General features: G+C 51.4%; 24 protein-coding genes. 6 read left to right on the top strand and 18 right to left on the bottom strand.

Annotated elements, in window-relative coordinates; all coding sequences use genetic code 11:
* Positions 1 to 14: 14 nt before the first annotated feature.
* Positions 15 to 1,250, bottom strand: a complete 1,236-nt coding sequence (locus WCX18_RS05655; RefSeq protein ID WP_345990471.1) for an HD domain-containing phosphohydrolase — start codon at positions 1,248 to 1,250, stop codon at positions 15 to 17.
* 181 nt (positions 1,251 to 1,431) lie between these two features.
* Here WCX18_RS05655 and WCX18_RS05650 point away from each other — a divergent pair, with 181 nt between their 5' ends.
* The gene (locus tag WCX18_RS05650; protein ID WP_345990469.1) at positions 1,432 to 1,737 is read left to right on the top strand and encodes a hypothetical protein; all 306 of its coding nucleotides are present in this window, start codon (positions 1,432 to 1,434) and stop codon (positions 1,735 to 1,737) included.
* Positions 1,734 to 2,201 (top strand): hypothetical protein, encoded by a 468-nt coding sequence (locus tag WCX18_RS05645; RefSeq protein ID WP_345990467.1) that lies wholly within the window; start codon positions 1,734 to 1,736, stop codon positions 2,199 to 2,201. Before WCX18_RS05650 ends, WCX18_RS05645 begins: the two co-directional genes overlap by 4 nt.
* On the opposite strand, the gene WCX18_RS05640 is transcribed toward WCX18_RS05645, so the two are convergent.
* Entirely contained in the window at positions 2,198 to 2,677 is a 480-nt protein-coding gene (locus tag WCX18_RS05640; RefSeq protein ID WP_345990466.1) for a host attachment protein, read from the bottom strand. The two genes, WCX18_RS05645 and WCX18_RS05640, sit on opposite strands and share 4 nt — an antisense overlap.
* A gap of 177 nt (positions 2,678 to 2,854) precedes the next feature.
* On the opposite strand from WCX18_RS05640, the gene WCX18_RS05635 reads away from it, so the two are divergent.
* On the top strand, positions 2,855 to 3,364 hold the full coding sequence (locus WCX18_RS05635; protein WP_345990464.1) for a peptidase C15: 510 nt from the start codon (positions 2,855 to 2,857) through the stop codon (positions 3,362 to 3,364).
* A 24-nt stretch (positions 3,365 to 3,388) separates the two neighbouring features.
* Here the strand turns inward: WCX18_RS05635 and WCX18_RS05630 are convergent, their stop codons facing one another.
* Entirely contained in the window at positions 3,389 to 3,538 is a 150-nt protein-coding gene (locus WCX18_RS05630; protein ID WP_345986632.1) for a hypothetical protein, read from the bottom strand.
* 185 nt (positions 3,539 to 3,723) lie between these two features.
* On the opposite strand from WCX18_RS05630, the gene WCX18_RS05625 reads away from it, so the two are divergent.
* Positions 3,724 to 4,524, top strand: coding sequence for an alpha/beta fold hydrolase (locus WCX18_RS05625; RefSeq protein WP_345990462.1), 801 nt, complete (start codon positions 3,724 to 3,726; stop codon positions 4,522 to 4,524).
* A gap of 9 nt (positions 4,525 to 4,533) precedes the next feature.
* On the opposite strand, the gene WCX18_RS05620 is transcribed toward WCX18_RS05625, so the two are convergent.
* From WCX18_RS05620 to WCX18_RS05600, 5 genes are all read right to left on the bottom strand, one after another.
* Positions 4,534 to 5,091 (bottom strand): cytochrome b/b6 domain-containing protein, encoded by a 558-nt coding sequence (locus WCX18_RS05620; RefSeq protein WP_345990461.1) that lies wholly within the window; start codon positions 5,089 to 5,091, stop codon positions 4,534 to 4,536.
* Between the two features lie 99 nt (positions 5,092 to 5,190).
* Positions 5,191 to 6,717 carry a PAS domain-containing sensor histidine kinase gene (locus WCX18_RS05615; protein WP_345990459.1) on the bottom strand — a complete coding sequence of 509 codons (1,527 nt, stop codon included), beginning with the start codon at positions 6,715 to 6,717 and terminating at the stop codon, positions 5,191 to 5,193.
* 113 nt (positions 6,718 to 6,830) lie between these two features.
* On the bottom strand, positions 6,831 to 7,523 hold the full coding sequence (locus WCX18_RS05610) for a 2-phosphosulfolactate phosphatase (RefSeq protein ID WP_345990457.1): 693 nt from the start codon (positions 7,521 to 7,523) through the stop codon (positions 6,831 to 6,833).
* Between the two features lie 15 nt (positions 7,524 to 7,538).
* Positions 7,539 to 7,826: a hypothetical protein gene (locus WCX18_RS05605; RefSeq protein ID WP_345990456.1), complete on the bottom strand. Its 288-nt coding sequence runs from the start codon at positions 7,824 to 7,826 to the stop codon at positions 7,539 to 7,541.
* A 54-nt stretch (positions 7,827 to 7,880) separates the two neighbouring features.
* On the bottom strand, positions 7,881 to 8,669 hold the full coding sequence (locus WCX18_RS05600) for a DUF4197 domain-containing protein (RefSeq protein WP_345990454.1): 789 nt from the start codon (positions 8,667 to 8,669) through the stop codon (positions 7,881 to 7,883).
* A 121-nt stretch (positions 8,670 to 8,790) separates the two neighbouring features.
* Between WCX18_RS05600 and WCX18_RS05595 the strand changes: the two genes are divergently transcribed.
* Positions 8,791 to 9,186, top strand: a complete 396-nt coding sequence (locus tag WCX18_RS05595; RefSeq protein WP_345990452.1) for a globin domain-containing protein — start codon at positions 8,791 to 8,793, stop codon at positions 9,184 to 9,186.
* Positions 9,187 to 9,265: 79 nt separating this feature from the next.
* On the opposite strand, the gene WCX18_RS05590 is transcribed toward WCX18_RS05595, so the two are convergent.
* From WCX18_RS05590 to radC, 8 genes are all read right to left on the bottom strand, one after another.
* The gene (locus WCX18_RS05590) at positions 9,266 to 12,331 is read right to left on the bottom strand and encodes a DEAD/DEAH box helicase family protein (RefSeq protein WP_345990450.1); all 3,066 of its coding nucleotides are present in this window, start codon (positions 12,329 to 12,331) and stop codon (positions 9,266 to 9,268) included.
* 11 nt (positions 12,332 to 12,342) lie between these two features.
* Positions 12,343 to 14,340: a site-specific DNA-methyltransferase gene (locus tag WCX18_RS05585; RefSeq protein WP_345990448.1), complete on the bottom strand. Its 1,998-nt coding sequence runs from the start codon at positions 14,338 to 14,340 to the stop codon at positions 12,343 to 12,345.
* Between the two features lie 10 nt (positions 14,341 to 14,350).
* Positions 14,351 to 14,998, bottom strand: coding sequence for a DUF4391 domain-containing protein (locus WCX18_RS05580; RefSeq protein ID WP_345990446.1), 648 nt, complete (start codon positions 14,996 to 14,998; stop codon positions 14,351 to 14,353).
* Between the two features lie 17 nt (positions 14,999 to 15,015).
* On the bottom strand, positions 15,016 to 18,288 hold the full coding sequence (locus WCX18_RS05575; RefSeq protein ID WP_345990444.1) for a helicase-related protein: 3,273 nt from the start codon (positions 18,286 to 18,288) through the stop codon (positions 15,016 to 15,018).
* Positions 18,289 to 18,579: 291 nt separating this feature from the next.
* Entirely contained in the window at positions 18,580 to 18,774 is a 195-nt protein-coding gene (locus WCX18_RS05570; RefSeq protein ID WP_231021224.1) for a YwbE family protein, read from the bottom strand.
* A 5-nt stretch (positions 18,775 to 18,779) separates the two neighbouring features.
* A complete protein-coding gene (locus tag WCX18_RS05565) occupies positions 18,780 to 19,052 on the bottom strand; it encodes a helix-turn-helix transcriptional regulator (RefSeq protein ID WP_345990443.1) in 273 nt (90 codons plus the stop codon).
* Positions 19,049 to 19,387 (bottom strand): type II toxin-antitoxin system RelE/ParE family toxin, encoded by a 339-nt coding sequence (locus WCX18_RS05560; protein WP_231021083.1) that lies wholly within the window; start codon positions 19,385 to 19,387, stop codon positions 19,049 to 19,051. The genes WCX18_RS05565 and WCX18_RS05560 overlap by 4 nt, the downstream gene beginning before the upstream one ends.
* Positions 19,388 to 19,439: 52 nt before the next feature.
* Positions 19,440 to 20,099, bottom strand: coding sequence for a DNA repair protein RadC (gene radC / locus WCX18_RS05555; RefSeq protein WP_345990441.1), 660 nt, complete (start codon positions 20,097 to 20,099; stop codon positions 19,440 to 19,442).
* Between the two features lie 956 nt (positions 20,100 to 21,055).
* Between radC and WCX18_RS05550 the strand changes: the two genes are divergently transcribed.
* The gene (locus tag WCX18_RS05550) at positions 21,056 to 21,901 is read left to right on the top strand and encodes an OmpA family protein (protein WP_345990439.1); all 846 of its coding nucleotides are present in this window, start codon (positions 21,056 to 21,058) and stop codon (positions 21,899 to 21,901) included.
* 642 nt (positions 21,902 to 22,543) lie between these two features.
* On the opposite strand, the gene arfB is transcribed toward WCX18_RS05550, so the two are convergent.
* Both arfB and WCX18_RS05540 read right to left on the bottom strand, forming a co-directional pair.
* Positions 22,544 to 22,957: an alternative ribosome rescue aminoacyl-tRNA hydrolase ArfB gene (arfB, locus tag WCX18_RS05545; RefSeq protein WP_345990437.1), complete on the bottom strand. Its 414-nt coding sequence runs from the start codon at positions 22,955 to 22,957 to the stop codon at positions 22,544 to 22,546.
* Between the two features lie 6 nt (positions 22,958 to 22,963).
* A complete protein-coding gene (locus tag WCX18_RS05540; RefSeq protein ID WP_231021079.1) occupies positions 22,964 to 23,131 on the bottom strand; it encodes a hypothetical protein in 168 nt (55 codons plus the stop codon).
* Positions 23,132 to 23,170: the final 39 nt, after the last annotated feature.

Raw genomic sequence — 23,170 nt, 5'->3', positions numbered from 1 at the left:
ACCTAAAAGGTGTCTCAGGCGGCTTCTGCCCTTTCCTTGTACTTTGCCAACCGGTAAGCCTGATCGAGGTTCGCGCCGATCATTTTCACGACGGCTTTGTCGATCTTCCCGGCGTCGGCCATCTCCTGCAGGATGGCGAAGGCCGCATCCGGCGCCATCGCTTCCCGGTAAGGGCGTGTCTGTACCAAGGCCTGGAAGATGTCGGCCACGGTGACAATCCGTGCCTCGAGGGGGATCTCCTCCTTCTCAAGGCTGTAGGGGTACCCTTTGCCGTCAAGCATCTCGTGGTGCAGCGAAGCGATACGGGCGATCTCCCGGAAACCGTGGATGCGCCGAAGGATCATGTTCGAATCGAACCCGTGCCGGTTCATGAGCATCTTCTCCCCGTGGTTGAGCCGACCCTTCTTGTTCAGGATGTCATCATCGACCCGCAGTTTTCCGAGGTCATGCAGCAGAGCCCCTATCTCCACCGTCTCGCGGGTATGTTCGTCCAGCCCAAACCCCCGGGCCAGGAAGTTGGAGAGTGCCGCCACCCCGAAGGAGTGTTCGAAGGTGAAGGGGCTTTTGGCGTCGACGATGTCGGCAAACATCTGGGCCACCTCTCTTATTTCCGTAAAGGGCAGATGCAGGATCTCTCCCCGACCGACCCACTCGAGCAGCTGCTCCTCCAGCGGCTCGTCCGCCAGGTAGAACCAGAATGAGTTCCGGCGTGCGGCGGCCACAAATGCGTCGACCAGTTCCGGGGAGAAAAAGTTCCCTTTATGCTCCAGGATGATCCGCTCGATCTCGTCACTCCGCTCCAGGTCGGAACCCTCCAGCTGTACCCGCAGCGCATCGATCCGGTCGGCGAGGTAGATCAGGTTCGCCATCTGTTTGACACGCGCGTCGACCGGCAGGTGTTCCAGGATATCCCAATGGGTATGGTGATAATAGATCGGCTGGGAGAAGCGGGCGAAAAGCTTCACCTTTCCCAGCAGGATGGCGCCGCGTTCGCAGTGAAACTGTTCATCCTTCCACTCCAGCTGTGTCACCAGGCTGCGGTGCGTTTCGGTCTTTGAAACGCCGCAGTCATGCAGCATGCCGATACTGATGATTTCATCGATAAAGTCATCGTCGAAACCGGCCTCTTTCGCACAGGCGGCCGCCATGAAGGCCACCCGCTTGCCGTGGCGCGTATCGTCGATGCCGACAAGGTCGAGGGCTTCTGAGAGGGCATAGATGACTTCGCGAATATTGAGTTCATATTCCATCGTTAACACTTTTTGTTAGTACTTTTCTATTAACAAGATCATAACACACCCACGGACAAAATGTATGGTCACGGACGAAATTTTGGCGGTTTTAACCGTGGTGCCGGATAGGATATAATGATTCCATGTCTACATACTTCCCGAGCCCTGTCTTTTCTGCCCCCGCCAAGGCGTTCTACCGATGACCGAGCACTACAGTGTCGACAGCAGCCGTTTTGAAGAGGACGACGAACCGCTATGGCAGCGCCGGCAGCGCGAAGATGCCGAACAGGCAGCCGCACTGGCCTCGCAGAAGGAAAAAACCGTCTACCGCGAAGGCGACCAGGTCGGCAACTTCCTGTTTGTGCGCTATATGAAAGCAAAGAACCGTGCCGTCTTTGCCTGTTCCGACTGTGGCAAGAAGTTTCAGTACAACGTCTATACCATCAAGCAGAAAAAGCGCTGCAAATGGTACAAGGGGCACGCGGCCCTGAAAGGAAAAAAATGACCGACGAAGAGAAACTGTTCGAGATGGTGGAACGCTGCGTCGCCGACGCCATGCTGGCCCTGGAAAACGACTGCCCCCTCGTCCCTTTCGCCAAGCTGCTGATCCAGGACGGCACCGTCCGCGATATGGCCTGTGACGACGGGGAAGAGAAGCAGTGCTACGAAACCCTGCTCGAACGCCTCAGGGGCGAAGTGAAGATGGGCGATATCGACGCCGTCGCCCTCGTGGCGCGCGTCACCATCCCCGAGCAGTACAACGCGCCCTCGCCCCAGGGGATCCGCATCCACCTCGAAGAGAAGGCCCAGGTACAAAAGAAGATATCGGCCCGCCTTCTCTACGTCCCCTACGATCTCTTCGTTACCGACGGCGACGCCAAACGCAGCGTCATGCTGCACAACCCCATCGCCATCGGCATGCCGATGGAAATCTATCACGCTCGTGAAGGCGGGGAAGCTCCCCGTTAGGCGAAGTGGGAGAGCAGTTCCTCTTTAGGTGTCTGCGCAAGGTTTTTCGCGAGATTGCAGGCAAGCGTGTCGACGATACGCGTATCAAGCAATGCCGTCAACTGGCCGTTCGTCTCCTTCGGGAAAGCGAGGCACCACGTTTCAGGTGCCGCGTCCGTGATCAGGGCGTTGATATCATCGGCGACCGCCTCGAGTCCCCGGCGATCTTTTTCCAGCAGCATGTTATGCGGTTCACCGGTGGAAACGTCAAACCGTCCCGGTTTGTCGCTCATCGACTCTGAAACGGGGTGACGTGCGTCCACGTAGTCCCGCTCGGTCAGCAGTTCCAGGTGCACCGCCGTCGTTTTCGTATCCATCGGATTGGCATGACTGACCTGCATCGTTTCGTGCGGGTCATTTCCCTCCGTGACGACGACTCGGTATGCCTTGAGCCGTCCCAGGTCCGCCACGACGACAATCGTACCGTTTGCATACATCTTACACACTCCTCAAATAAGATATGATTATCTTAATCCTGCAACATTTAAAAGCGTATAAAGGCACGCCAACAGTTTATTAAACAGCGGAAAGGCAAGTTGCATACGACCGGGGTTCCCCGCTGCGGCCAATCCCGCTATACTGTTCCAAAGAACGACACAGGCTGCAAACAGACCATGAGAAAAAGCATACTGATCACCACCTTCGCCCCCTGGCTGCCGCACCATACCTCCAACGCCTCGGATGACCTGCTGCAGCATTTCATCGATGCCAGAGGCGGCGCCTGCGACTACCTGCGCCATCTCCCCGTCGACCCTGAGCTTGCTCCCCGGATGGTGCTGGACGCCTTCGAGCGGTTGCGGCCGAAGGTGCTGCTCTGCTGCGGCATGGCCGAAACGCGCAGCCGGCTCGAGCTGGAAACGCAGGCTCTCCTGGAAGGAAGCGTCCTGCACAGCGACCTCAATCTTTCCCGCCTCGCCGACGGGCTGGCGCTGACGGCCCTCAGTGACGACGCCGGGGACTTCGTCTGCAACACCCTCTACTACCGCTGCCTGGAGCGGGTGCAGGGTACCGCGGGAGCACACCACTGTCTCTTTCTCCATGTCCCCGTCCTGACCGCCGATAATACGGCGCTGCTGACGCAATCCTTCACCGCCATTATCGACCGCCTGACGGCACACCTTTGAAGCACACCTCCGCAGCAACGGAGCTCACAGCTTCTCCGGCTTGCAGAGCGCACCCTTCTCCGCCGCCGCCCGCAGACACTTACGGCAGTAGTATTTCGGCGATGCCAGCAGTTTCCGGAGACTTTTATCCGGCTTTTCATCCGGGCCGAGCCTGATCTTGCACAGCGTTTTCATCCTCTTCTCCTTTGACGAACCGCTCCCGTTTCGCCCCTCTCCACACGCTGTTCCATTATAACACCACCGGCAGCGCTCAGCAGAAAAGATGCAACAACGGGCACAAATACAGTATAAATATTTATTATGAAAGAAGGCGAAGTTTCTGCTAGAATATAGAAAACGGCGTGCGAAAAGGAGTTCCTATGACAACGACGGTCAACGGTATCGAAATCAGCTATGACGACCTGGGGCCCATCGACAAACCCGCACTGATCTTTCTGCACGGTTTTCCCCTCAACCGTTCCATGTGGAAACGGCAGATGGAAGCATGCCGGGAACACTGCCGCGTCATCGCCTACGATCTGCGGGGGCACGGGGAGAGCGAAAGCGGCGAGGAGCCCTTCTCCATCCCCCTTTTCGTCCAGGACCTGCTCTCACTGATGGACGCCCTCCGGATCGACAAGGCGATACTCTGCGCCCTCTCCATGGGCGGGTACGTCGCCCTGAAAGCGGCGCAGGAGCATCCCGAACGTTTCCACGCCCTCGTGCTTTGCGACACGCAGTGCGCGGCCGATACGGACGAGGGACGTGCAAAGCGGCTGGGGGCCATCCATGCCATCGAAACGGACGGCGTCGCCCCCTTTGCCGAGGGGCTGCTGGGCAAACTCCTGGCCGAACAGACCTTTGAACAGCAGCCCGGGACGGTGGATGCGGTCAGGGAGATGATCATCTCAACGCCCCCGCACACCCTCGTCCGCTCCCTGCGCGCCATGCGCGAACGCGACGAAACCTGCAGCAAGCTTTTCCAGCTTACCCTCCCCGTCCTTATCCTCGTCGGCGAAGCGGACAGGATCGCCCCGCCCGAAGCCTCCGTCTACATGCACAACGCCCTCCCGCATGCCGAACTCGTCATCATCGAGGGTGCGGGGCACCTGAGCAACCTCGAGAACCCCGAGGCGTTCAACAGCGCACTGCTGCGCTTTTTGGAAACGCACTGCGCCTAGGGGCCGGACTCAGCCCGAGATCATCTTCGAGGTGATCCCCTTCTGGTCGCGGTTGTCGGCGACGAAGACCCCGACGATATGCAGGGCGACAAAGGCGACAATGGCCCAGGCGACAAGTTCGTGCAGCTCTTTGACGGACCCCGCAATGTCCTTGGCCAGACCGATATCCTTGTAAAAGTGGATGACCAGCCCGCTGACGGCCATAAACGCCATCACGGCATAGATCACCTTGTAGCCTCTATAGACCCACGCCATGTGGCTATTCTCCGGCGCGTAGCCGAACCCCTCTTTGACAATCATCACCAGCCGCCACAGGACGAGGCCGGCGAAAACGTAGCCGAGGATGATGTGCCACTCCCACATCGGCGCGCGGACCGCCTTGGCAAGGGCGGCCGCCTGGTCCGTCGTCACCGTGATGCCGAACCCGGCCAGCTTGTCCAGCAGGATCTGCGAATTCGTATGCCAGCTCAGAAAGGTCTTGCGCAGGAAAAAGGTCCCCAGCAGTCCCAAAACGACGACGGCGTTGGCCCAGTGCCAGACGCGCAGTTGCAGTGAATAGTTTTTCATCTTCTCCCTCCCGGTTTAATAGGACCATTATACGTCAGATTTCTCAAACCCGTGTATCCGCGGCGTAAATGAATGTAAACCGACAAGAGAAGGAGAAGATCAGCATGCTCCCGCGGCTGTGGGGATGCGGATCGTAAAGCGGGCACCCTGTTCGTCATTTGTCACCGCGATCGACCCGTTGAACTTCTGCTCGATGATCTGCTTCGTCATGTAGAGCCCCAGCCCGGTCCCCTGGCTTTTGTGCCTGGTCGTAAAATAGGGGTCGAACACCTTGTCGATGATCGTGTTGCCGATGCCGCCGCCGTTGTCACAGACCTCGATGACATAGTCGCTTCCCTCCATAGCCCCCCGGCACCGGATGACACCCGCTTCGACCCCGTTGTTCTTGATGGCGTTGGCCGCGTTTGAATAGAGGTTGATCAGCGCCTGTTTGAGGTTGTTCAGGTATCCGCCGATCCGGATATTTTCAAGATCGGTCTCATAGCGGATGCGGTTGCCCATAATGGAGCTTTTGACAAGATTCTGCAGCGATGTTTCCAGGTCTTTCATGCAAAAGGTGTTGTCGCCGTTCTTCTCCTGGTAGTAAAAACGGAAGTCGTCGATGGTATCGGAGAGGTACTGGATGATCTCGCTGCAGTTGGACTGGAAGAGTTCAAAATCGCTCTCAAGCGCTTTGCCTCTGTTCATCATCATCTTGACCGACATATCGGTCATCAGCAGCCCGAGGGTGTTCAGAGGCTGCCGCCACTGGTGGGCGATGTTGCTGATCATCTCCCCCATCGCGGCGAACTTGTTCTGCTGGTAGAGCATGTTGTCCTTCTGGCGGCTCGCCTCGATCTCCTCCGAGATCCGCGCCTCGAGGGTCCGGTTGATCGCTTCGAGCTTCCGCTCCGCTTCGAGCTTTTCGGTCATATCGAGGCTGATACCGACCAGGCCCATGACGCCGTGCGATTCATCCTCGACACGTGTTTTGACGATCAGGACGTCATGCACTCTGCCGTCGGTAAAAGGGATCTTCTCATAGCTCAGATGGGGTTCGCCCTGCTCTAGGGCCGCGGCATCCGAGCACATACAGCTCTGCGCGACTTCCGGGGGATAGAGCGATTCATAATGGGGTACGGAGAGAAAACGCTCCTCGCTGATGCCGATGGCGTCGCAGAAGGCCTTGTTGACGAACTGCAGCCGCCCGGTCGCATCCTGGGACCAGATCCCGATGGGCGCCGTATCGAGGATCGTTCTGAAGGTGAGGCGCTCGTTCGGGGCCATGATCTCCCTGGCGCGCTCCTCCTGCACGCCCATGCAGCGCGAAACGATGTGCCCGCTGGAGAGCCGGTAGAGATACCCCTCCTGCCAGAGACTGGTCTGCCCGAAACAGGGGACCAGGGTGATCTCCTGCGGTTTGCCCGTGCGGTAGACCTCTTTGAAGAAATCGATCAGGGGGCGGGTCGCATTGACCGGGAAGAGTGTGGACAACGCTTCGGCAACGGCCTCTCCCTTCTCAAAGTGGCAGAGGGTCTTCCCTTTTTCATTGATGTAGACGACCTTGAAGTCATCGCCCTGCGCTATCGGTTCAAATACGGTGATCCCGACGTCGATCAAGCCGAAAAGCTCTTCAAAATTGAACATGCATCTCCTTCTACAATAGGATATTTTATCGTAAAGGAGGCACGGTAAGAACACAGCGGCCGGAGCATCCGTTCGGCCCTGTCACCAGGCGCCACACCCTGCCCTGGCGGGGCCTACAACATCACCTTCCGCACTACGGGCCACCGCCCATCCTGCCGGACGGCCATGACGAACTCGGGCGGCAGGCAGGCGGCACAGTAGTCGATGTCTTCGGCATTGAACTCGGGGCGGGCGGGATCGAGGAACTTCACGACCGTCTCGCAGCCGTAGATGCGCCGCCGGACCTCATCGGCATGCATCGTCTCCCCCAGGAGCTGCGAACGGATATACTCCGCGCAGGCGAAATCCTCGTCCCCCGTGGGGTGCGAAGCGACGAGGTTTATTTTCGCATCGCTGTCGCCGTAATGCGCCTTGAGGTACAACGCCGTCGCTTCGGCGTTGGAGAAGCCCGTCAGCAGCACCATAGGAGCCCCCAGCGAGTGCAGCGCCGCCTTGACGCCGTTCGTTGTCTTCTGCACGATCGTCCGCCCTTCCAGATCGGCAGAGGCGAAACGGACGGGGGAGTTGTCGAGGTCGAACCCATCGATGGGGAGGCCGCCGATCTCGCCGGCCAGCAGTACCTCCGGCCTTTGATTCCGCACAGTTAAGGCCGTGTCAACGTCGGGGACGAGGAGCATTTCGGCCGCACCCCGCAAAAAGGCGTAATGTGCCACGGTAAAGGCCCGCACGACGTCGATGACGACGTTGACCTCCGAGGCGGGAAGCGTGAGGTCGTTGCCTCTGAATATCTCGACGCGGGGACTCACTGGTTCTTTCTTCTCCTATAGGTAACTGATGCTCTCCGACTTGATCCGTTTGATATCCTCTTCGTCCAGTTCATCGTAACTGTAGACGAAACAGGCCGGCTTCTCTTTGACCTTCTTATGGACCTCCCAGAAGGTCTCCATATCCTTGACAATGATAACCTTCTCGGCGCGCAGCTCCTCCAGCGGAAGGCCGACGAGCCCGTGGGAGAGTGTGATCGTAATAAGCTCCATCATTTCGCTGTTGATGATGATGGGACCGTTGCCTTTGAGTAGAACGACTTTGGGGCGCTTTTTGTTTTGCACTGTAGAGAACCTTTTTTTGATTCTCCTATTACAATAACCGTTCTACCCCCACCCTCAGTTGCCGAAAACCTTCTGCAGCAGCTCCGTCGTCCGCGCCGCGGGGTCGGTGCGGATCGCTTTCTCCTCTTCGGCAATGACCGTAAAGAGGCCGTCTACTCCCTTGGCCGTGATGTAGCCGTCGAGGTCGCGCGGGTCGTACGTCGTCGCATTCGTTTCACCCGACAGCGACCCAAGGAGCTTCGTTACCCCCGTCTGCTCCAGCACCGGCGCGCCGTAACTGTCGTAGGTATCGACCATTGTCTTGTAGTACTGCGTCACCTCGGTCTCCTGTGTGTACTGCTGGACGATAGGCAAAATCGCCGCCTGCAGCGCCGGGCCGGAGTGCTCGCGGAAATACTCCGTCGCCGCGTTGTCCGGACCGGTGAGGATCTTTTTCGCATCCTCGATGCTCATTGCGGAGATGGTATCGGCAAAGATCTTCGCCGTCTCCGGCACCGCCTTCTCCGCCGCGCGGTTCATCGCCGTGACGAAGTCGTCGGCATACTTGCCCATCCCCGCCTTGCGCAGCCCCTTCTCGACCATCATCAGCTTCTCGGGCACGGGGATCTTCACCAGGTTGTTCCCAAGGAAACCGTTCTCCTTCCCCAACTGTTCAATGGCCTGTTTGACACCCTTGTTGAGCGCCTCGCGCAGCCCGCCGTCGATGTCTGTAACAGAAAGCCCGGAGACATCCTTCGTCTGCGTCTCGCCCGAAGTCGTTTTTGTCACCGTTTCGATGATGGAGTCAAACAGCCCGGCATTGAGGGTCTGGGTCGTAAGCACTATGGCTAAAGAAGAGGTCATTAAAAGTTTTGAAATATGCATAGTTGGTCCTAGGAATTCGTTTGTCTAGCAGTATGCCATAAAGATCGAAATACGCAATGGTTGGAATAAGAATTGCTCATCAGTAACTAAAAGGAGCATCATGATCCCGGAAGAGCATTACGATAACCTGCAAAAAAGCGCGCCCAAGGTGGCCGAGAACATCCATGCCATTACCGAGCAGACGTTTAAAATCCTGCTGACAGAGCACCCGGAACTGAAGGTACTGTTCCAGGGGGCCAAAGCCAATATGCCCCAGCAATTCAGCTTTGCCGTCATTGCACTGACCAGCTTTATCGACCGCCCCGAAAAAATGAAGACGTACGCAGAAAAATTCAAAGCCATGTATCCCACCGCAACGCCTGAACAGTTCGAACTCATCTTCGAAGCGCTGCTCAAAGGCATGAAACAGGTTCTGGACCGCAAAGCCCCGCCAAAAGCCATCAACGCATGGGACGCCGCACTGACTCATCTGAATCACGATTATCTGCACAATTAAAAATCAGAGTTGCCTGGTTCCTCGACATGATGGGAACCGGGAGCAGCCCCAAATCGGAATCCCATTTTGTTTCAAATACTTATTCAACTAACTGCATAAGCTTTTCGTAGCTATCAACGACATCGTATTTAACCTGCTCGGAGGTAATGGTTTTAAAGAACTTCCTGGCACATTCGATCCGAACTTCTTCGACTTTTCTGAGTTCCATAGATGACATTGAACCTTTCGTCTCCGCTATAAAATAGACGTGCTTGACGCTGCCTTCTTTGAAAGCAATCGCCCAGTCCGGGTTATAGTGCCCGACCGGAGTCGGGATGAAGAAGCTTTTGGGCAGTTTGGCGTAGACAACCACCTCATTGCTCGTGTCAAGTTGCTCGGCAAAGGTAGCCTCCGTTTTCGAGTCTGTTATCACGAAGTCGTAAATATGATTATTGACTTTTTTGGCTCTGCTGAAGTCGATACCGGACTGATTTTCCGTAAAAATCTCTTCGACTTCGTAGTGCTGGTTAATCGGGTCGTAGCTAAGATGCTCGATCACCGTGGTCGCTTTTTGCTCGTTGATCAACCGGGCGGCACTGTGGATGAAATCTTCGGGATTTGTCCGGTACTGGTTGAAGGTTCCCTCATGGATGCCCTGGAGGATTTTGCCGATACTCTGCCGGGTGAGCTTGGTATCGCTTGCCAGTTTGCCGATAAGATCGTATTTGACGGCGGAACGGATGGAAGAAGTGTCTTTAACAGTGTCGTGGTTGGCCGTCTCGAAACCGCTGCCGCTTTTCATCTCGTCGTAAGTGACTGCGTCTTTCTGACCACCCCGTTCAATGACATAGGTGAGCGCTTTGACATGCAGCTCTTTGTCGAGTGCGTTGATGCACTTCTGAACCAGCTCGTCACTTTTGAAGTGAACCGTGTAGACAGCTTTTCGATTCATCCTGCTCCAAAGTTTTTGGAACTCTTTTTTCTTGAAGTTGTCGTTGCGGTGGTTTGTCTTCTCTTTTCGACCGTCAGTGATATCCGGCAGCATCGCATCACTGAATACGGTATCGATCAGGGCAAACACTTCTTGCTCGTAAGGCTTCAGCTCGTCAGGCAGCGCAGCCAGCTGTTCTTCTCTTTTTGCATCGTGATAGATGCTGGTAATGTTGTCGTTATCGTCAGTATAGTCATTTTTGACCAGGTAGCGGTAGATCAGCTTGGCCATTTTGGCGTCGACGTTGATTTTCCCTTCGGCGGTATTGAGAACCTTGCCGGTAAAGTACTCCTCGTCGGCGACTCTCGGTCGTTCGGAGAGTGACTCGCTGATATCTTTTTGCAGGCCCGAGACAAAATCTTTATAGCTTTCATTGGCGATGACGGTCAATACGTTGGTCTGGTGCACCGTGGCAGGGTCGTCCATACGCTCACCGTGTTTGTCAACACTGATGCGCATACCCCGTCCCACTTCCTGGCGGCGGGAGATGGTATTGTCGCTGTGTTTGAGTGTACAGATGACGAAAACGTTCGGGTTGTCCCAGCCTTCGCGGAGTGCCGAGTGAGAGAAAATAAAGCGCACCGGCTCATCGAGAGAAAGCAGACGCTTTTTGTTTTTAAGAATCAGGTCGTACGCATCCACGTCGTCTGCCTGTCCTGCCGCTTCACCCCGCGCCTGGATCTTCGGATCGACAAGTTGTTTGGACTTTTTGTCAATGGAAAAGTACCCTTCATGGGTTCTGTTCACATCAATTTTTGCGAGGTATTCCCGGTACTCCGGAAGGTGCAACGTACCGATTTCATTGAGAGCGTTGGCGTACTCCTCTTCGAAGATCTTGGCGTACTCTCCGCTCTCCTTCTCACCATCTTCGCCGTAAACCCGGTATTTGGCTACTTCGTCGATGAAAAAGAGACTGAGGACTTTGACTCCTTTGTAGTAGAGTTCCTGCTCTTTCTCCAGGTGTGCTTTGATGGTCTCTTTGATCTGGATACGTCTTAGCGTCGCTTCATTGACATCGCCGGTCGCTTCACCAGCCTGAAGTTCGACGCCGTTGGTGAAGTAGATGATATCTTTGGCCGCATCGATGTCCGAAACGACGAAGCCCCGGTACTGCTCCAGCCCTTCGGATTTGTCAAAGAGGTTGTCACCTTTGGCGATCTTGCGCATTTCACGCTTGATGCCGCTTTGGCGTTTGACCTCCAGCTCCAGGCGTGCAACCGGCGGTTTACTGGCCGATATCTCGATGGACTGAAGGTAGAGGTAGGCATTGGTCCCGCTGAGACCTTTGACGGAGATGCCGCGTACGGCAATCTTCTTGACCAGTTTCTGGTTGTAGGCATCCAGCGCATCGAGCCGGTGCACTTTGTTGTGGGTCTTTCTGAAAGTCGCCGAGTAGCGCAGAATGAAGAGAGGGTTAAACTCTTTTAGCGACTGGAAGCTCTTCGTCTCCTTTTTGGCATCACCTTCAATCTTCTGTGGCTCATCGATGATGAGGATGGGGCGGTTGGCTTTGATCACATCGATAGGACGACGAGAACCGAAACCATCTAACTCCTCGTAGATGCGGCGCGCGTCTTTACCAGTGGCGTTAAAGGCCTGGACATTGATAATCATCACGTTAATCCCCGCATCCGTGGCAAAGCTTTCAAGCTCATGCGGGTCTTTTGAATTGTAGATGAATGTCTTCGCCTGGGTGCCGTACTCCTGTAGGAAATGCTCTTTTGTCAGCTCCATAGACTGGTAGACGCCTTCGCGGATGGCGATACTGGGCACGACGATAATGAACTTGTTCCAGCCATACCGGCGGTGAAGTTCAAACATGGTTTTCGTGTAGACGTAGGTTTTACCCGTCCCCGTCTCCATCTCTACGTCAAGATTGACGTCACATACGGAAGTTTTGACAAGCTGTTCGGATGCCGGAAGGTTCTGGTTCCGCTGAACTTCCTGGATGTTTTGCAGCAATTGCAGCGGGGTGATGGAAAGCTCGCTGTTTTTGAAACCGGGAGTCTCTTCGGCAAAATCCTCCAGGCTGGTCTGCTGCCCTTTTTGCAACTCTCGCTTGCCCGGGTCAACCCGATACTGCAGGCCGGCGCTTTTCAGCTGCCCTTTGAAACACTCTACGACAGACTCTACCGCATGGGTCTGATAGGGCTGCTTTTTAAATCTGATCTTCATCTCAGCCATAGTCAGATCGCTCGTACTTCCGTGGCAGGTGCCAGCTGGGTGAAGATCTGCTCGACATTGCTTTTGACGTCATCGGCTTTAAAGCCGTTCTCTTTGAACACCACCCGCATTGCGTTGCGCTTAGCCAACTCTTTGACGAACGCTTCGTCGATGCCGTCGTCAAAACAGGCGGCGAGGGTGTCTTCGTCGACGAAGTAGACGGTTTTGCCCTGGATCTCTTCGCGCGTGATGGGCAGCATCAGGTCCACACCCCAGTCCAAAAGCACCTGGAACAGCAGGTCTTCGGATGTACGGTCTTCTTTGATGTTTTCGACTTGTCCGGCCAACAGTGATCTGTCCATTTCATTCGGAGTGTAGTAGACATCTTTCATGTTGGATGAGTCGATTTTGAGCACGCGGAAGCCGATATCGCCTGTCCATCTATTTTCTAGCTTCTTACCAACTAGGCGAATTCTTTCTTTCCCAATTTCACTGACACTTTCTGGCAGTTTTTTACGTTTTAAATAATCAATCGCGTTTTTTGTAACTTTTTTAGCGGATCCTTGTGCTGTTCTTAATATTTCATACAAATCTTCAGGTAATTGAACAAGTATGGCACTACATGCGCTCTCCTGTTCTTGATTTAATTCAAAGATAGCATGCATCGTTGAAGCTGAACCAGCAAAAAAATCCAAAACAATATCATTTTCTTTAATGCCCATTGCTTTAAAAAGATCTTTTAACAATAATTCATCTTTTGGATTTGTAAAAACCTTTTCTCCAAAAAGGCTTTGTAGCCTTTTTGAAGCAGAACGTCCATCCACAAACTTCATACTAGTCAAACTCTGATATTCCGTATCTTTTAAATATGTCTTATTGTTAGGTACTGTCGTATGATCTTTACCAAAATGAACTCTATTTTCAGCAATTCGTTCTAGCATTTTTTTCTCAGGATATCGCCATCCAGTTGAAGGAAGTTTACATGGTTGACCTGTAACTGGATGCAGCACATCATAAACGTATTGGCCATCGTTCGGCCCTGAGATATTGTCTGGAAAATAAACGCCACGCTCATCCATCCAGCTATAATGTTTACTATCCGTAATAGGATTGGACGCAGGAAATTTTTTATACCATTCTAGTGCAGCTGCGTGAATTGCATCCCAGTCATTTTTAAATTCCTTTTTAAAACCATTAAAAGCTTGATATATTAGATCAAGACCACTTTTTTTCTCAACCCACTCGCCAGGATTAAACTGTTTGTTTTTTACAAAAACAACAAAGTACTCATGTTGTATTGAAATGTATTTTTGGTCATTCTTGCTACTATTCTTCCAAACAATGTCACCACAAAAATTCCCTTCTCCAAAAATATCTTTTCCTAGTTTCTCAATATTACTATGTTCATTTTCATCAATTGATATGACAACAATTCCATCATCAGTCAATAAGTTTCGAGCCAATTTTAAACGTGAATACATCATACTCAGCCAGTCGGAGTGGAAACGTCCATTGGCCTCAGTATTGGCCACCAAACGACCACCCTCTTCATCTTTCTGGCCGCTTTCCAGTTCATATTCCTCTTTATCCATCGTGAAGGTATCTTTGTACACAAAGTCTTTACCCGTGTTGTAGGGCGGGTCGATGTAGATCATCTTGACCTTGCCCATGTAGCTTTCCTGCAGTAGTTTCAACGCTTCGAGATTATCCCCTTCGATGAAGAGGTTTTTGGTCGTGTCGAAGTCCACACTCTCCTCGCGACAGGGGCGCAGGGTTTTGGTGATAGGAGTGTTTGCCTGTACCAGCGCCTCCTTCTTCCCCGGCCAGTTTATCTGGTAGCGTTCCTTTGGTCCTTCGACAATACAAGAACTGAGTTCTTGCCTTAAAACGTCAAAGTCAATACCTTTGACAATGTTGCCTTGTTCGTCTTTTATCTCGGTTAGGCAGTCCGGAAATAGTTCGGCGATTTTTTCGATGTTTTGTGCAGTCAAATCTGGTGATTTCATATCGGGTTTTAACATATCCATCCTTTTATTGTCTTAATTCGTCAAGTTCTTTTTTGATAAGTTTTAGTTGGGAGTTCAATTCTGCTTTGCGATTGAATTGCTGTTCCTTATCACGTTTAGCCTTGAGCTTTTCATACTCTCGCTCTTTGGCTTTAATGAGCTGAATTTTATCGACTTGATCTTTGAGAGACCCCTGATTCGGTTGATCTCTAATGTCGATCGGCATCAAAAACTGGATCATCTGCTCATACAGCTTTATTAAGTTCAATGCTACCGGAAGCTTAATTTTCGGATCTTCTGAGTCAAGCCATTCACTCTCGAAATACGATTCAATCACCCATTTTCTTTTATCCGACTCACTTGGCCGCTTGTACGCGGCTTTCACTTTGACTTGATCATTTCTATGGATTTGGTAGATAATGGGGAACGGTATCGCTTTGTCAAGGACTCTTAAAACATCTTCGCCCAGTTCATTGGCTTTCAGAAAAACATCAAACACCTGAATCTCGGGCACGCTCTCTGAAGCAGCCAAGTTGATCGTTTCCGGGGCCAGTTTATAACTCCAAATGATCTTGTCGATTTGTGCAATAAACTTCTCTCTCATCGCCGTATTAACACTACCGTGCTCGTATATCTTGCTTTTTGGAATCACCCGTCCAAAATAGGCTTGCATGGGGTACTCATACAGCATTATTCAACATCCTGGACAACGATGAAATTGATTAGTTCAAAATCATCCAAACCTTCAATCCTGCTGGTCAACGCTGATGTTTTTCCTCCGCCAAAGAGAGAATCGATATCCTTCTCCTCTTGTACATCGATCATGGAACTTATCGCCTGATCAAGAAGATCGGAGTAGTAGTTCATATCCCGTCCGTCCTGCGTTACATCATTAAAGGCTTCATACGCTTGGTGAATCGGTTCACTTTGGCCTTTGCACGCTGCTCTTGCCAAATCAAGAAGCTGTTTGACTTGCGTATGGTCCGCGATAATCTCGCCATCATTACCGATGTAGACTAAGTAGTAGGGGTGTAGGCGGTTTTGTTGATTGATGTTGACGTTTTGGTTACGGTTATAGAGTGTAAAGATGACACCCGGCAAGAGTCCCAGTTCTCTATTAGAAGGAACTACTGCATGAAGGCCTGTTGGCAAGCTTCTCAAATCGCCGTGGGTTTTGACGTAATTGAGCAGGTCCATACGGAAGTCGTTGAGTCCAAGATCTGTAATTGACACCCCTGTTTTGAGGTCTTCCATCTCTATAACTTCTTCTTGAAGTCGTCGTAGTTGCTCTTTGCGATAAGAGATGTCATTAGCCTTGGCACTGAGTACGTTATCGTCGCCTGTTGCCGTAACATCAGCGATCATCATTCGGTTTTCCACACGCTCTTTGAGATTGATATACTCATCAAGGGTGATATCCGGCCAGTAGTTGACCAATTGAATGGAGCTGTTTCTCGAGCCGATACGATCTACCCGCCCAAAACGTTGGATGATACGCACAGGATTCCAGTGGATATCGTAATTGATCAAATAGTCGCAGTCTTGAAGATTTTGTCCTTCGGATATACAGTCGGTACCGATCAAGATGTCCAATTCATTCGTTTCATTGGGGAAGACGACTGCCTTCTCTTTTGAAAAAGGTGAGAAAAGCGTCAATATCCCTTGAAAATCGTAATGCTTGTTAAGCGTCGTTGCAGGTGCACTTGATCCTGTCACTTTCCCCGTATGCAGATTGTGCACTCTCAAAAAGTGAGGCGAGAGTTGATCATAGAGATAATCCGCCGTATCGGCAAATGCGGTAAAAATAATGACTTTCTTATTGCCTGCATTGATAGGGTTCTTGACTTTTTGATCAATGTGCTCTTGTAGATGCTGGAGCTTGAAATCATCATCCGGCGTGACTTTATCCATCTCTAGTAATAAACGGTCAATGATGAAAAGATCGGCTTTTAAGTCTGCTTTCCAAGAAGGTACATCCATATCATCTAGACTGATTTTGATTTTCTTACCAATGAGGCTATCGTTCATTCCAGTTTGTTCTTCATCATCCATATCTGCATTTTCAAACCCTGCAGGAATATCCCCAATTCTGGTTGTCTTGTCACCGCGTTCATAACGACTGATCTGCGATAGTAGTTCTGCATGATTTTCTTTTAGCTTTTGAAGGGTCAGCCGAAAAGCGTGCACGGAGCTCTCAAGGCGTTTAAGTAAGTTGGTCGTCATCAAGGCAACCAAACTCTTTTCGCGGTCTGCTTGACGGAAGCGACTCCTGCCTCCTTGTAGCTCGGTATCATACATAGCTTCATACTTTTCAATCCGACTTGGCAAGATGTAGCTAATAGGTGCATAAACGGAGAGTTTGAGTAAGGAAAGTTCAGAGAAAATCCCATTAAAGCCAATAACGTCACTTCTGTTTGTCAGTTGTGGATGAAAAGAGATCGGTTTACGACGCGTAGGGAACTTCCCAATATCTGAGGTGTCATAAAACGTCTGAATATGCTTTCGTGATCTTGCAATCGTGACACTGTCAAGCAATTCAAAAAAATCGAAATCCAATGCACTGAGAATGGCTTCTGCGGTACGTTTTTCTGCAGGGAATTTTGACCAGGCGTTAAAAACCTCTTGGGCCCTACGAAAGATAACATCTATATCTTTACTGGTATTGAGTTTCTCATTCAACTGATTCTCTTCACCCTCGTATGCCAAAGCCAACTGATTTTTTAAATCGGTAAAACGGTTATTGACGGGAGTTGCAGAGAGCATCAAAACTTTTGTTTTCACACCGGATTTGATGATGGAGTTCATCAACTTTTGATATCGGGTCTCTTTTCCTTTGAAAACCTCACTGTTACGGAAGTTGTGGGACTCGTCGATGACGACAAGGTCATAATTCCCCCAATTGATCCGTGATAGATCGGTTCCATGAGAGTAACCTGATGTACGAGAAAGGTCCGTGTGATTGAGCACGTCATAATTGAAGCGGTCTTTGGCAAAGATATTGGTTCTTAAATTCGTACTATAGTTTAGCCAGTTCTCCGCGAGCTTTTTCGGACATAGCACCAAAACAGACTTATTACGTAGCTCGTAATACTTGATCACTGCCAATGCGGTGAATGTTTTACCAAGGCCAACACTATCTGCAAGAATACACCCGTTGTATGTCTCCAATTTATTGATAATTCCTGTGGCCGCATCAGCTTGAAAGTTGTAGAGCTTCTTCCAAACCAATGTGTCCCTAAAGCCTGTTCGATCATTCGGGAGTACATCTTCATTGAGATCCTCCAAAAACTCGTTGAAGATGTTGTAGAGCATTGAAAAATAGATATGTTCAGGAGAATTTTCTTTATAAACCGTCGAAATGTGGTCGACCAGTCTTTGAGTGACGTCATCAAGCTTTTCTCTATCACTCCATATCTGCTCAAACAAGTTTAGATAGGTTTGTGTCATTGCACTTTCATCAAAGCGATTGACAAAATTAGAAACCGCATTGCCTTGTTGGTACCCCAAGTCGACTGCAGTAAACCCATTTAAAGGGTTATAGACAACAGTAGCCGCTTCGGAACTGACACACGCAAATTGTTGCATAGGAGCAGATGTATGGTTTGATCGAAATGTTGCTTTACGTTTGATCCATTCGGCACACTCTTTGGCAATTGCACGTTGTGTCAGCTTATTCTTGAGCTGGATCTCAAACTCACTACCGTAGAAGCTTCGTTCCCGTTCAGATTTTGGGATAAAAAACTCCCGACGCTCTTTTTTTATATTGTCTATAGCTTCGTTAGGAACAAAAGTGGGAGATGTAAAGATAAATTCTAATGAATCAATTTTTTCAAGTTCTTTTTTAAGGGCTTCAAAGGCGTAAATGGAAAAACAAGATGCTGCAATTTTGAGTTTTGAATTTTTCGTAATATTTTTTTTGAGATTATCTCCAAATAGTTGATTTATATTATCTATGATTTCCATCAAATTTCCTACGATTGTCCAATTTCTTCAATAATGTGGAATAAGCATATCTAAACAGTGTTAAAACAATAAAAAATATTTTATTGTTCTTATTCTCTTTGTTCTAAAAATTTTTCTACATGTTTAGAAGTTTTACGTTCCCATCATAGTTTATTTGTTCCTTGCATTTCCCTATCGCCATTGTCTCTTATCCGTTATCACGATGATAATTTTGTGAAAAGTAGCTTCTTTCCATTAACTACAATAGCAGCTAACAAAAGAATATTCAGGAACCAACTTTATTGGTGGTAATCAATAAATCTCCTTCACCCGCCCTACTTCGCCGCTCATCAGGCGCACTTTGATGCCGTGCGGGTGCGTGGCGCTTTTGGTGAGGATGTCACGGACGATGCCGTCTGTCAGTCTACCTGTGTCCTGGTCCTGTTTCAGCACGATGGCGACGCTCAATCCGAAGCGTATGTTCTTTCTTTGTCTGGGGTCCGGCATTGTGCTCATATCAGCTTCACTTCGACTTTTTTCCCAAACGCCTTGGCCACACGATCCAGAAAGTCAATCCCGATGTTAACATTGCCGTTTTCGATGCGGGAGATGACGGCCTGTGTCGTTCCGACCTTTTCCGCAAACTGCTTCTGCGTCAGGTCATACTTGATGCGGAGTTTCAGAATCTGCTCAATGACCCTGTAGCGCAGCTCCAGCCTGTCCCACTCTGCTTTGAACTTTTCATCTTTCAACTGCTCTTTCAAAAAATCTTGAAATTCACTCATTTCATCATCTCCCTCATCCGTTGCTTCGCAATCTCAATCTCTTTTCGGGGTGTCTTCTGCGTCTTTTTGACAAACCCGTGTAAAAGGACGAACCGTTTTCCCGTGTGGGCAAAATAAATAACCCGGTAAATGCCACTGCGGTCTTTCGCCCTGACTTCGTAGAGTTTCTCTTCCAAATACTTCACATAGGGCTCGCGTATGCCCAGGCCCATACGTTCCAGCAAATCCACATTGCGCATCAGGGCAGAACGGGCACTCGCTTCCAATCCCAGCATCCACTCTTTTACCGGTTTAGCGCCCTTCTCATCCGTGTAAAACTCTACTTTCCATTCCACAATTATGCCTTATAGGGTATAAAAAATATCTTATTGGATATATTTAGATTGATCACAACACCCCCTCCTCCCGCAGACTGAGAAATCCGTCCCTGGTCAAAATGACATGATCCAGCAGCTCTATTCCCAGCAATGTTCCCGCCTCCCTGAGACGCCGGGTGACTGCGACATCTTCCCTGCTCGGGACGAGCTGGCCGCCGGGGTGGTTGTGGGCAATGATGATCCCCGCTGCCCTGTCCGCGACGGCATCCGCGAAGACCTCGCGGGGGTGCACGAGGGACTGGTTGAGGGTCCCGATGGAGACGACACGCTTCTCGATAAGATGCGAGGCCCCATCCAGGGCCAGGGCAATGAAATACTCCTGCTTTTTGGAACCGTATTCGCGCAGCAGTTCGTAGACATCCACGGCCGACGTTATTTTGACGTGCTGCTTGATGAGATAGCGCCGGGAGAGCTCGACGGCAGCGAGGATCTGCGCGGCTTTTGCTTCACCCATGCCGTGGACGGAGGTCAGATCGTCGAGCGTCAGCCTCTCGAACGAGGTGTCAAAGAGCCCCACGATCTCTTTGGAGAGCTGCAGCACATCCTTGCCCGGCACCCTGCTGCCGAGCAGCACCGCCATCAGCTCGTACGCTTTGAGGGCAGAGGGACCTTTTGCCAGCAGTTTTTCGCGGGGCTTATCACTTTTGTAGAGTTCCTGGAGCTTTTTCATGCAATAATTCTATCGTAATATAACTACATATGTTATATTAAGTTTTAGGAAAACCAAGCCGAGCTTCTGCCTATTGATTAACGCGCTTCAGGGGCTGAAGCTTTGTATTTTCATATTAGCTTCGACACGTCGAAGCGCGTCCAAACAATTGGGGCTTGGCCTTGAGCGCTCCTTGAAAGCCGCCCTGAAGGCCTAAAGCCGAGAAGGGCGAGCGATTCGCGAAAGGCCGCTTTTTGCGCTACTTTTTCTAAAAAAGTGGCAAGGAAATCTTCCCTTCATTCCTTTCTTTTTACAAAGAAACGAACCCAAAGAAAATCGTCGTTCTGCGAATCGCACGCTGCTCCCGGCTTTATGCCTCCGCAACGGCTTTCAAGGAGCGCAGAACGACAGGCTCAAATTTATCTAATGCGCTTCGACTTGTCGAAGCTCTTTCTTTCCTATTAGCTTCGGTCACCCGAAGCGCATTCAATGAAATCAAGAATTGGCCTTGAACGCTCCTTGAAAGCCGCCCTGAAGGCCTAAAGTCGGGAGAGATGAGCGATTTGCGAAAGGCCGCTTTTTACGCTACTTTTTCTAAAAAAGTGGCAAAGAGTTTTTCCTTTTCCTTTCTTTTTACAAAGAAACGAAACCAAAGAAAATCGTCGTTGCGCGAATCCCTCTTTGCTCCCGGCTTTATGCCTCCGCAACGGCTTTCAAGGCACGCTTAACGACAGGTTGCCTATCGATTTGATGCGCTTCGGGGACCGAAGCTATTATTGAGTATATATAGCTTTGTCGCCACATGACGCTACATTGTTCGTATTCTCTTCATCAAAGGTCGATTTTCCGCACTGTTTTTTGCCTTTTTTACAGCATATCCTACCCTGGAACGGCGTAGGAAGGGGGCATTTCCATTTGCGGATGCCATTTCCCCTCTTCGGTTATAATGCCTCGACCAATCAAAAGGAGTCCCCATTATGAAATTGATTCCGGTGGCCGCGATGGCGGCAGTAATGTTGCTCAGTTCCGGCTGTGTTATGAAGAGTACGCACGAGGCGACGCTGCAGGAGCTGAACCAGACCCGCACGCAGCTCGGTTCCGCGCAGCAGACCATCAAGGAGCAGCGCGACGAGATTGTGCGCAACCAGGCGCAGATCGCCAAGGACCGCGAGGAGATCGCCAAGGGCAAGTCGCAGATCGAGTTCAACAACGTCGAACTGAGCGAGATGGAGATGCGCAAGCTGCAGCTTCAGCAGGACCTCGAGGCGGCCCGCAAAGAGCTGGGGGCTTCCCGCGAACAGCTTGAGACCATGAAGCAGATCGAGGCCGAGACGCAGAAGCGTAACGAGATCTACGCGCAGTTCGTCAAGGAGCTGCAGAAGATGATCGACGGCGGGCAGCTGACCGTCTCCATCGAGAAGGGACGCATCGTCATCAACCTCCCCGATGAAGTCCTCTTCGCCAGCGGCAGCGCGACCGTGAACAAGGCGGGCCGGGAGGCGCTGGCGCAGATCGCCAAGGCCCTCGCCGCCTTCCCCGACCGCCGCTTCCAGGTCGAGGGGCACACGGACAACGTCCCCATCAAGAGCGCGCGCTTCCCGAGCAACTGGGAGCTCTCCACCGCGCGCGCACTCAGCGTCGTGCACCTCATGATCGACGAGGGCGTCTCCGCCGACAACGTCTCTGCCGCCGGCTTCGGCGAATTCCACCCCCGAGCGACCAACGAAACGCCGGAGGGGCGCGCGCTCAACCGCCGCATCGAGATCATCATGCTGCCGAACCTGGAGATCCTCTCCAACGAGCTTCCCAAGCTCGCCGAGTAATACCTATGCGGGCACATTGTGCCCGTTCCCACCCCGTATCACCTTTTTATCTCCGCCCGAAACGACCTTCTCCATTTAATTTTGCTTTTATTTTTTAGGAGTTATCATGACTCTTGTACGTACGAAAGATCTTTAAAAAGGTACCGCAAAGGAAGCCAATGAATCAAACGAATTTATTGGCGGTTTTGGGTCCCTCGTCGCAAGAGGATGCCGCCCCTAATACAGAGTTGGGGTATGGGCTGAAACGCGACGAAGGATCGGGTAAACGAAGTAAGATGCTTTTCTGTAAAAGGTGAAGCCGGGTCGAAGCAGCCAATAGAGCTCGGCGCGCATGACAGTGCAGCGCCACCACATGGGACCGCGGGCGCTTTACCTTTCACAGACAAGATGCCGGGCAACCTCGCTCCAGAGATTGGAACCGTCGCGCCGCTTGGATCGGCTCGCGACAAGCTATGAGGTCATATGCCCCTTCGGGAGTTCGGCATCTTACTAAAGGGTGCGCCGTATGCACCGCCTGGGCCAGCAACCGCCCACGGGAGCGCTTAGGCTCCCACCGCTGCCGCGTGAAGCGGGAGCGGCATACTCAAAGACTCCCTGTTCCCGCGCTTTTAAATAGAATGCGATTGGCGCGATGATGGAAGTTCAGTCGGCGACTTTGCCGCGCAGCTTTTTCTTTTCTCCCTGTTTCTTTTTCGACTGCAATCTTTTTTTGACAGAGCCCTTCGTCGGTTTGGTCGCAATGCGCTTCTTTTTGGAGACGTTGACGCTTTTGATCAGCTCTACGAGCCGCTCCAATGCCTCCTCTTTGTTCTGTTCACGGCTGCGGTGCTGCTGGGACTTGATGACGACGATCCCCTCCTTCGTTATACGGCTGTCCTTGAGGGCCAGCAGACGCTCTTTGTAAAACTCGGGCAGTGACGATGCTGTAATGTCAAAGCGCAGGTGGATGGCCGCGGAGGTTTTGTTGACCTTCTGCCCGCCGGAGCCCTGGGCCCGGATGGACTCGATCTCGATCTCATCCTCGTCCAGGCTCACGTTGTTGGAAATGGTCAGCATGGTTCCCTAGAACGAAGACATCAGGATGTTGTAGAGCAGGTAAACGATGATCGCGATGGCGAACGCGCTGAGAATCCAGGTGCGCTTGTTGGAAGAGAGCGGTTTTTCATAGTCGCTGGATTCATCCAGCTCCGGTTCGCGTTCGTCAAGTTCGGAGAGCGGTTTGTCGGCCATGTCGTATCCTTTGGTGATCTGTTAGCTTCCATTATAGCA

The sequence above is a fragment of the Sulfurimonas sp. HSL1-2 genome, assembly GCF_039645565.1.
Classification (GTDB): Bacteria; Campylobacterota; Campylobacteria; order Campylobacterales; family Sulfurimonadaceae; genus Thiomicrolovo; species Thiomicrolovo zhangzhouensis.
This window is presented reverse-complemented; position numbering and strand designations above follow the sequence as displayed.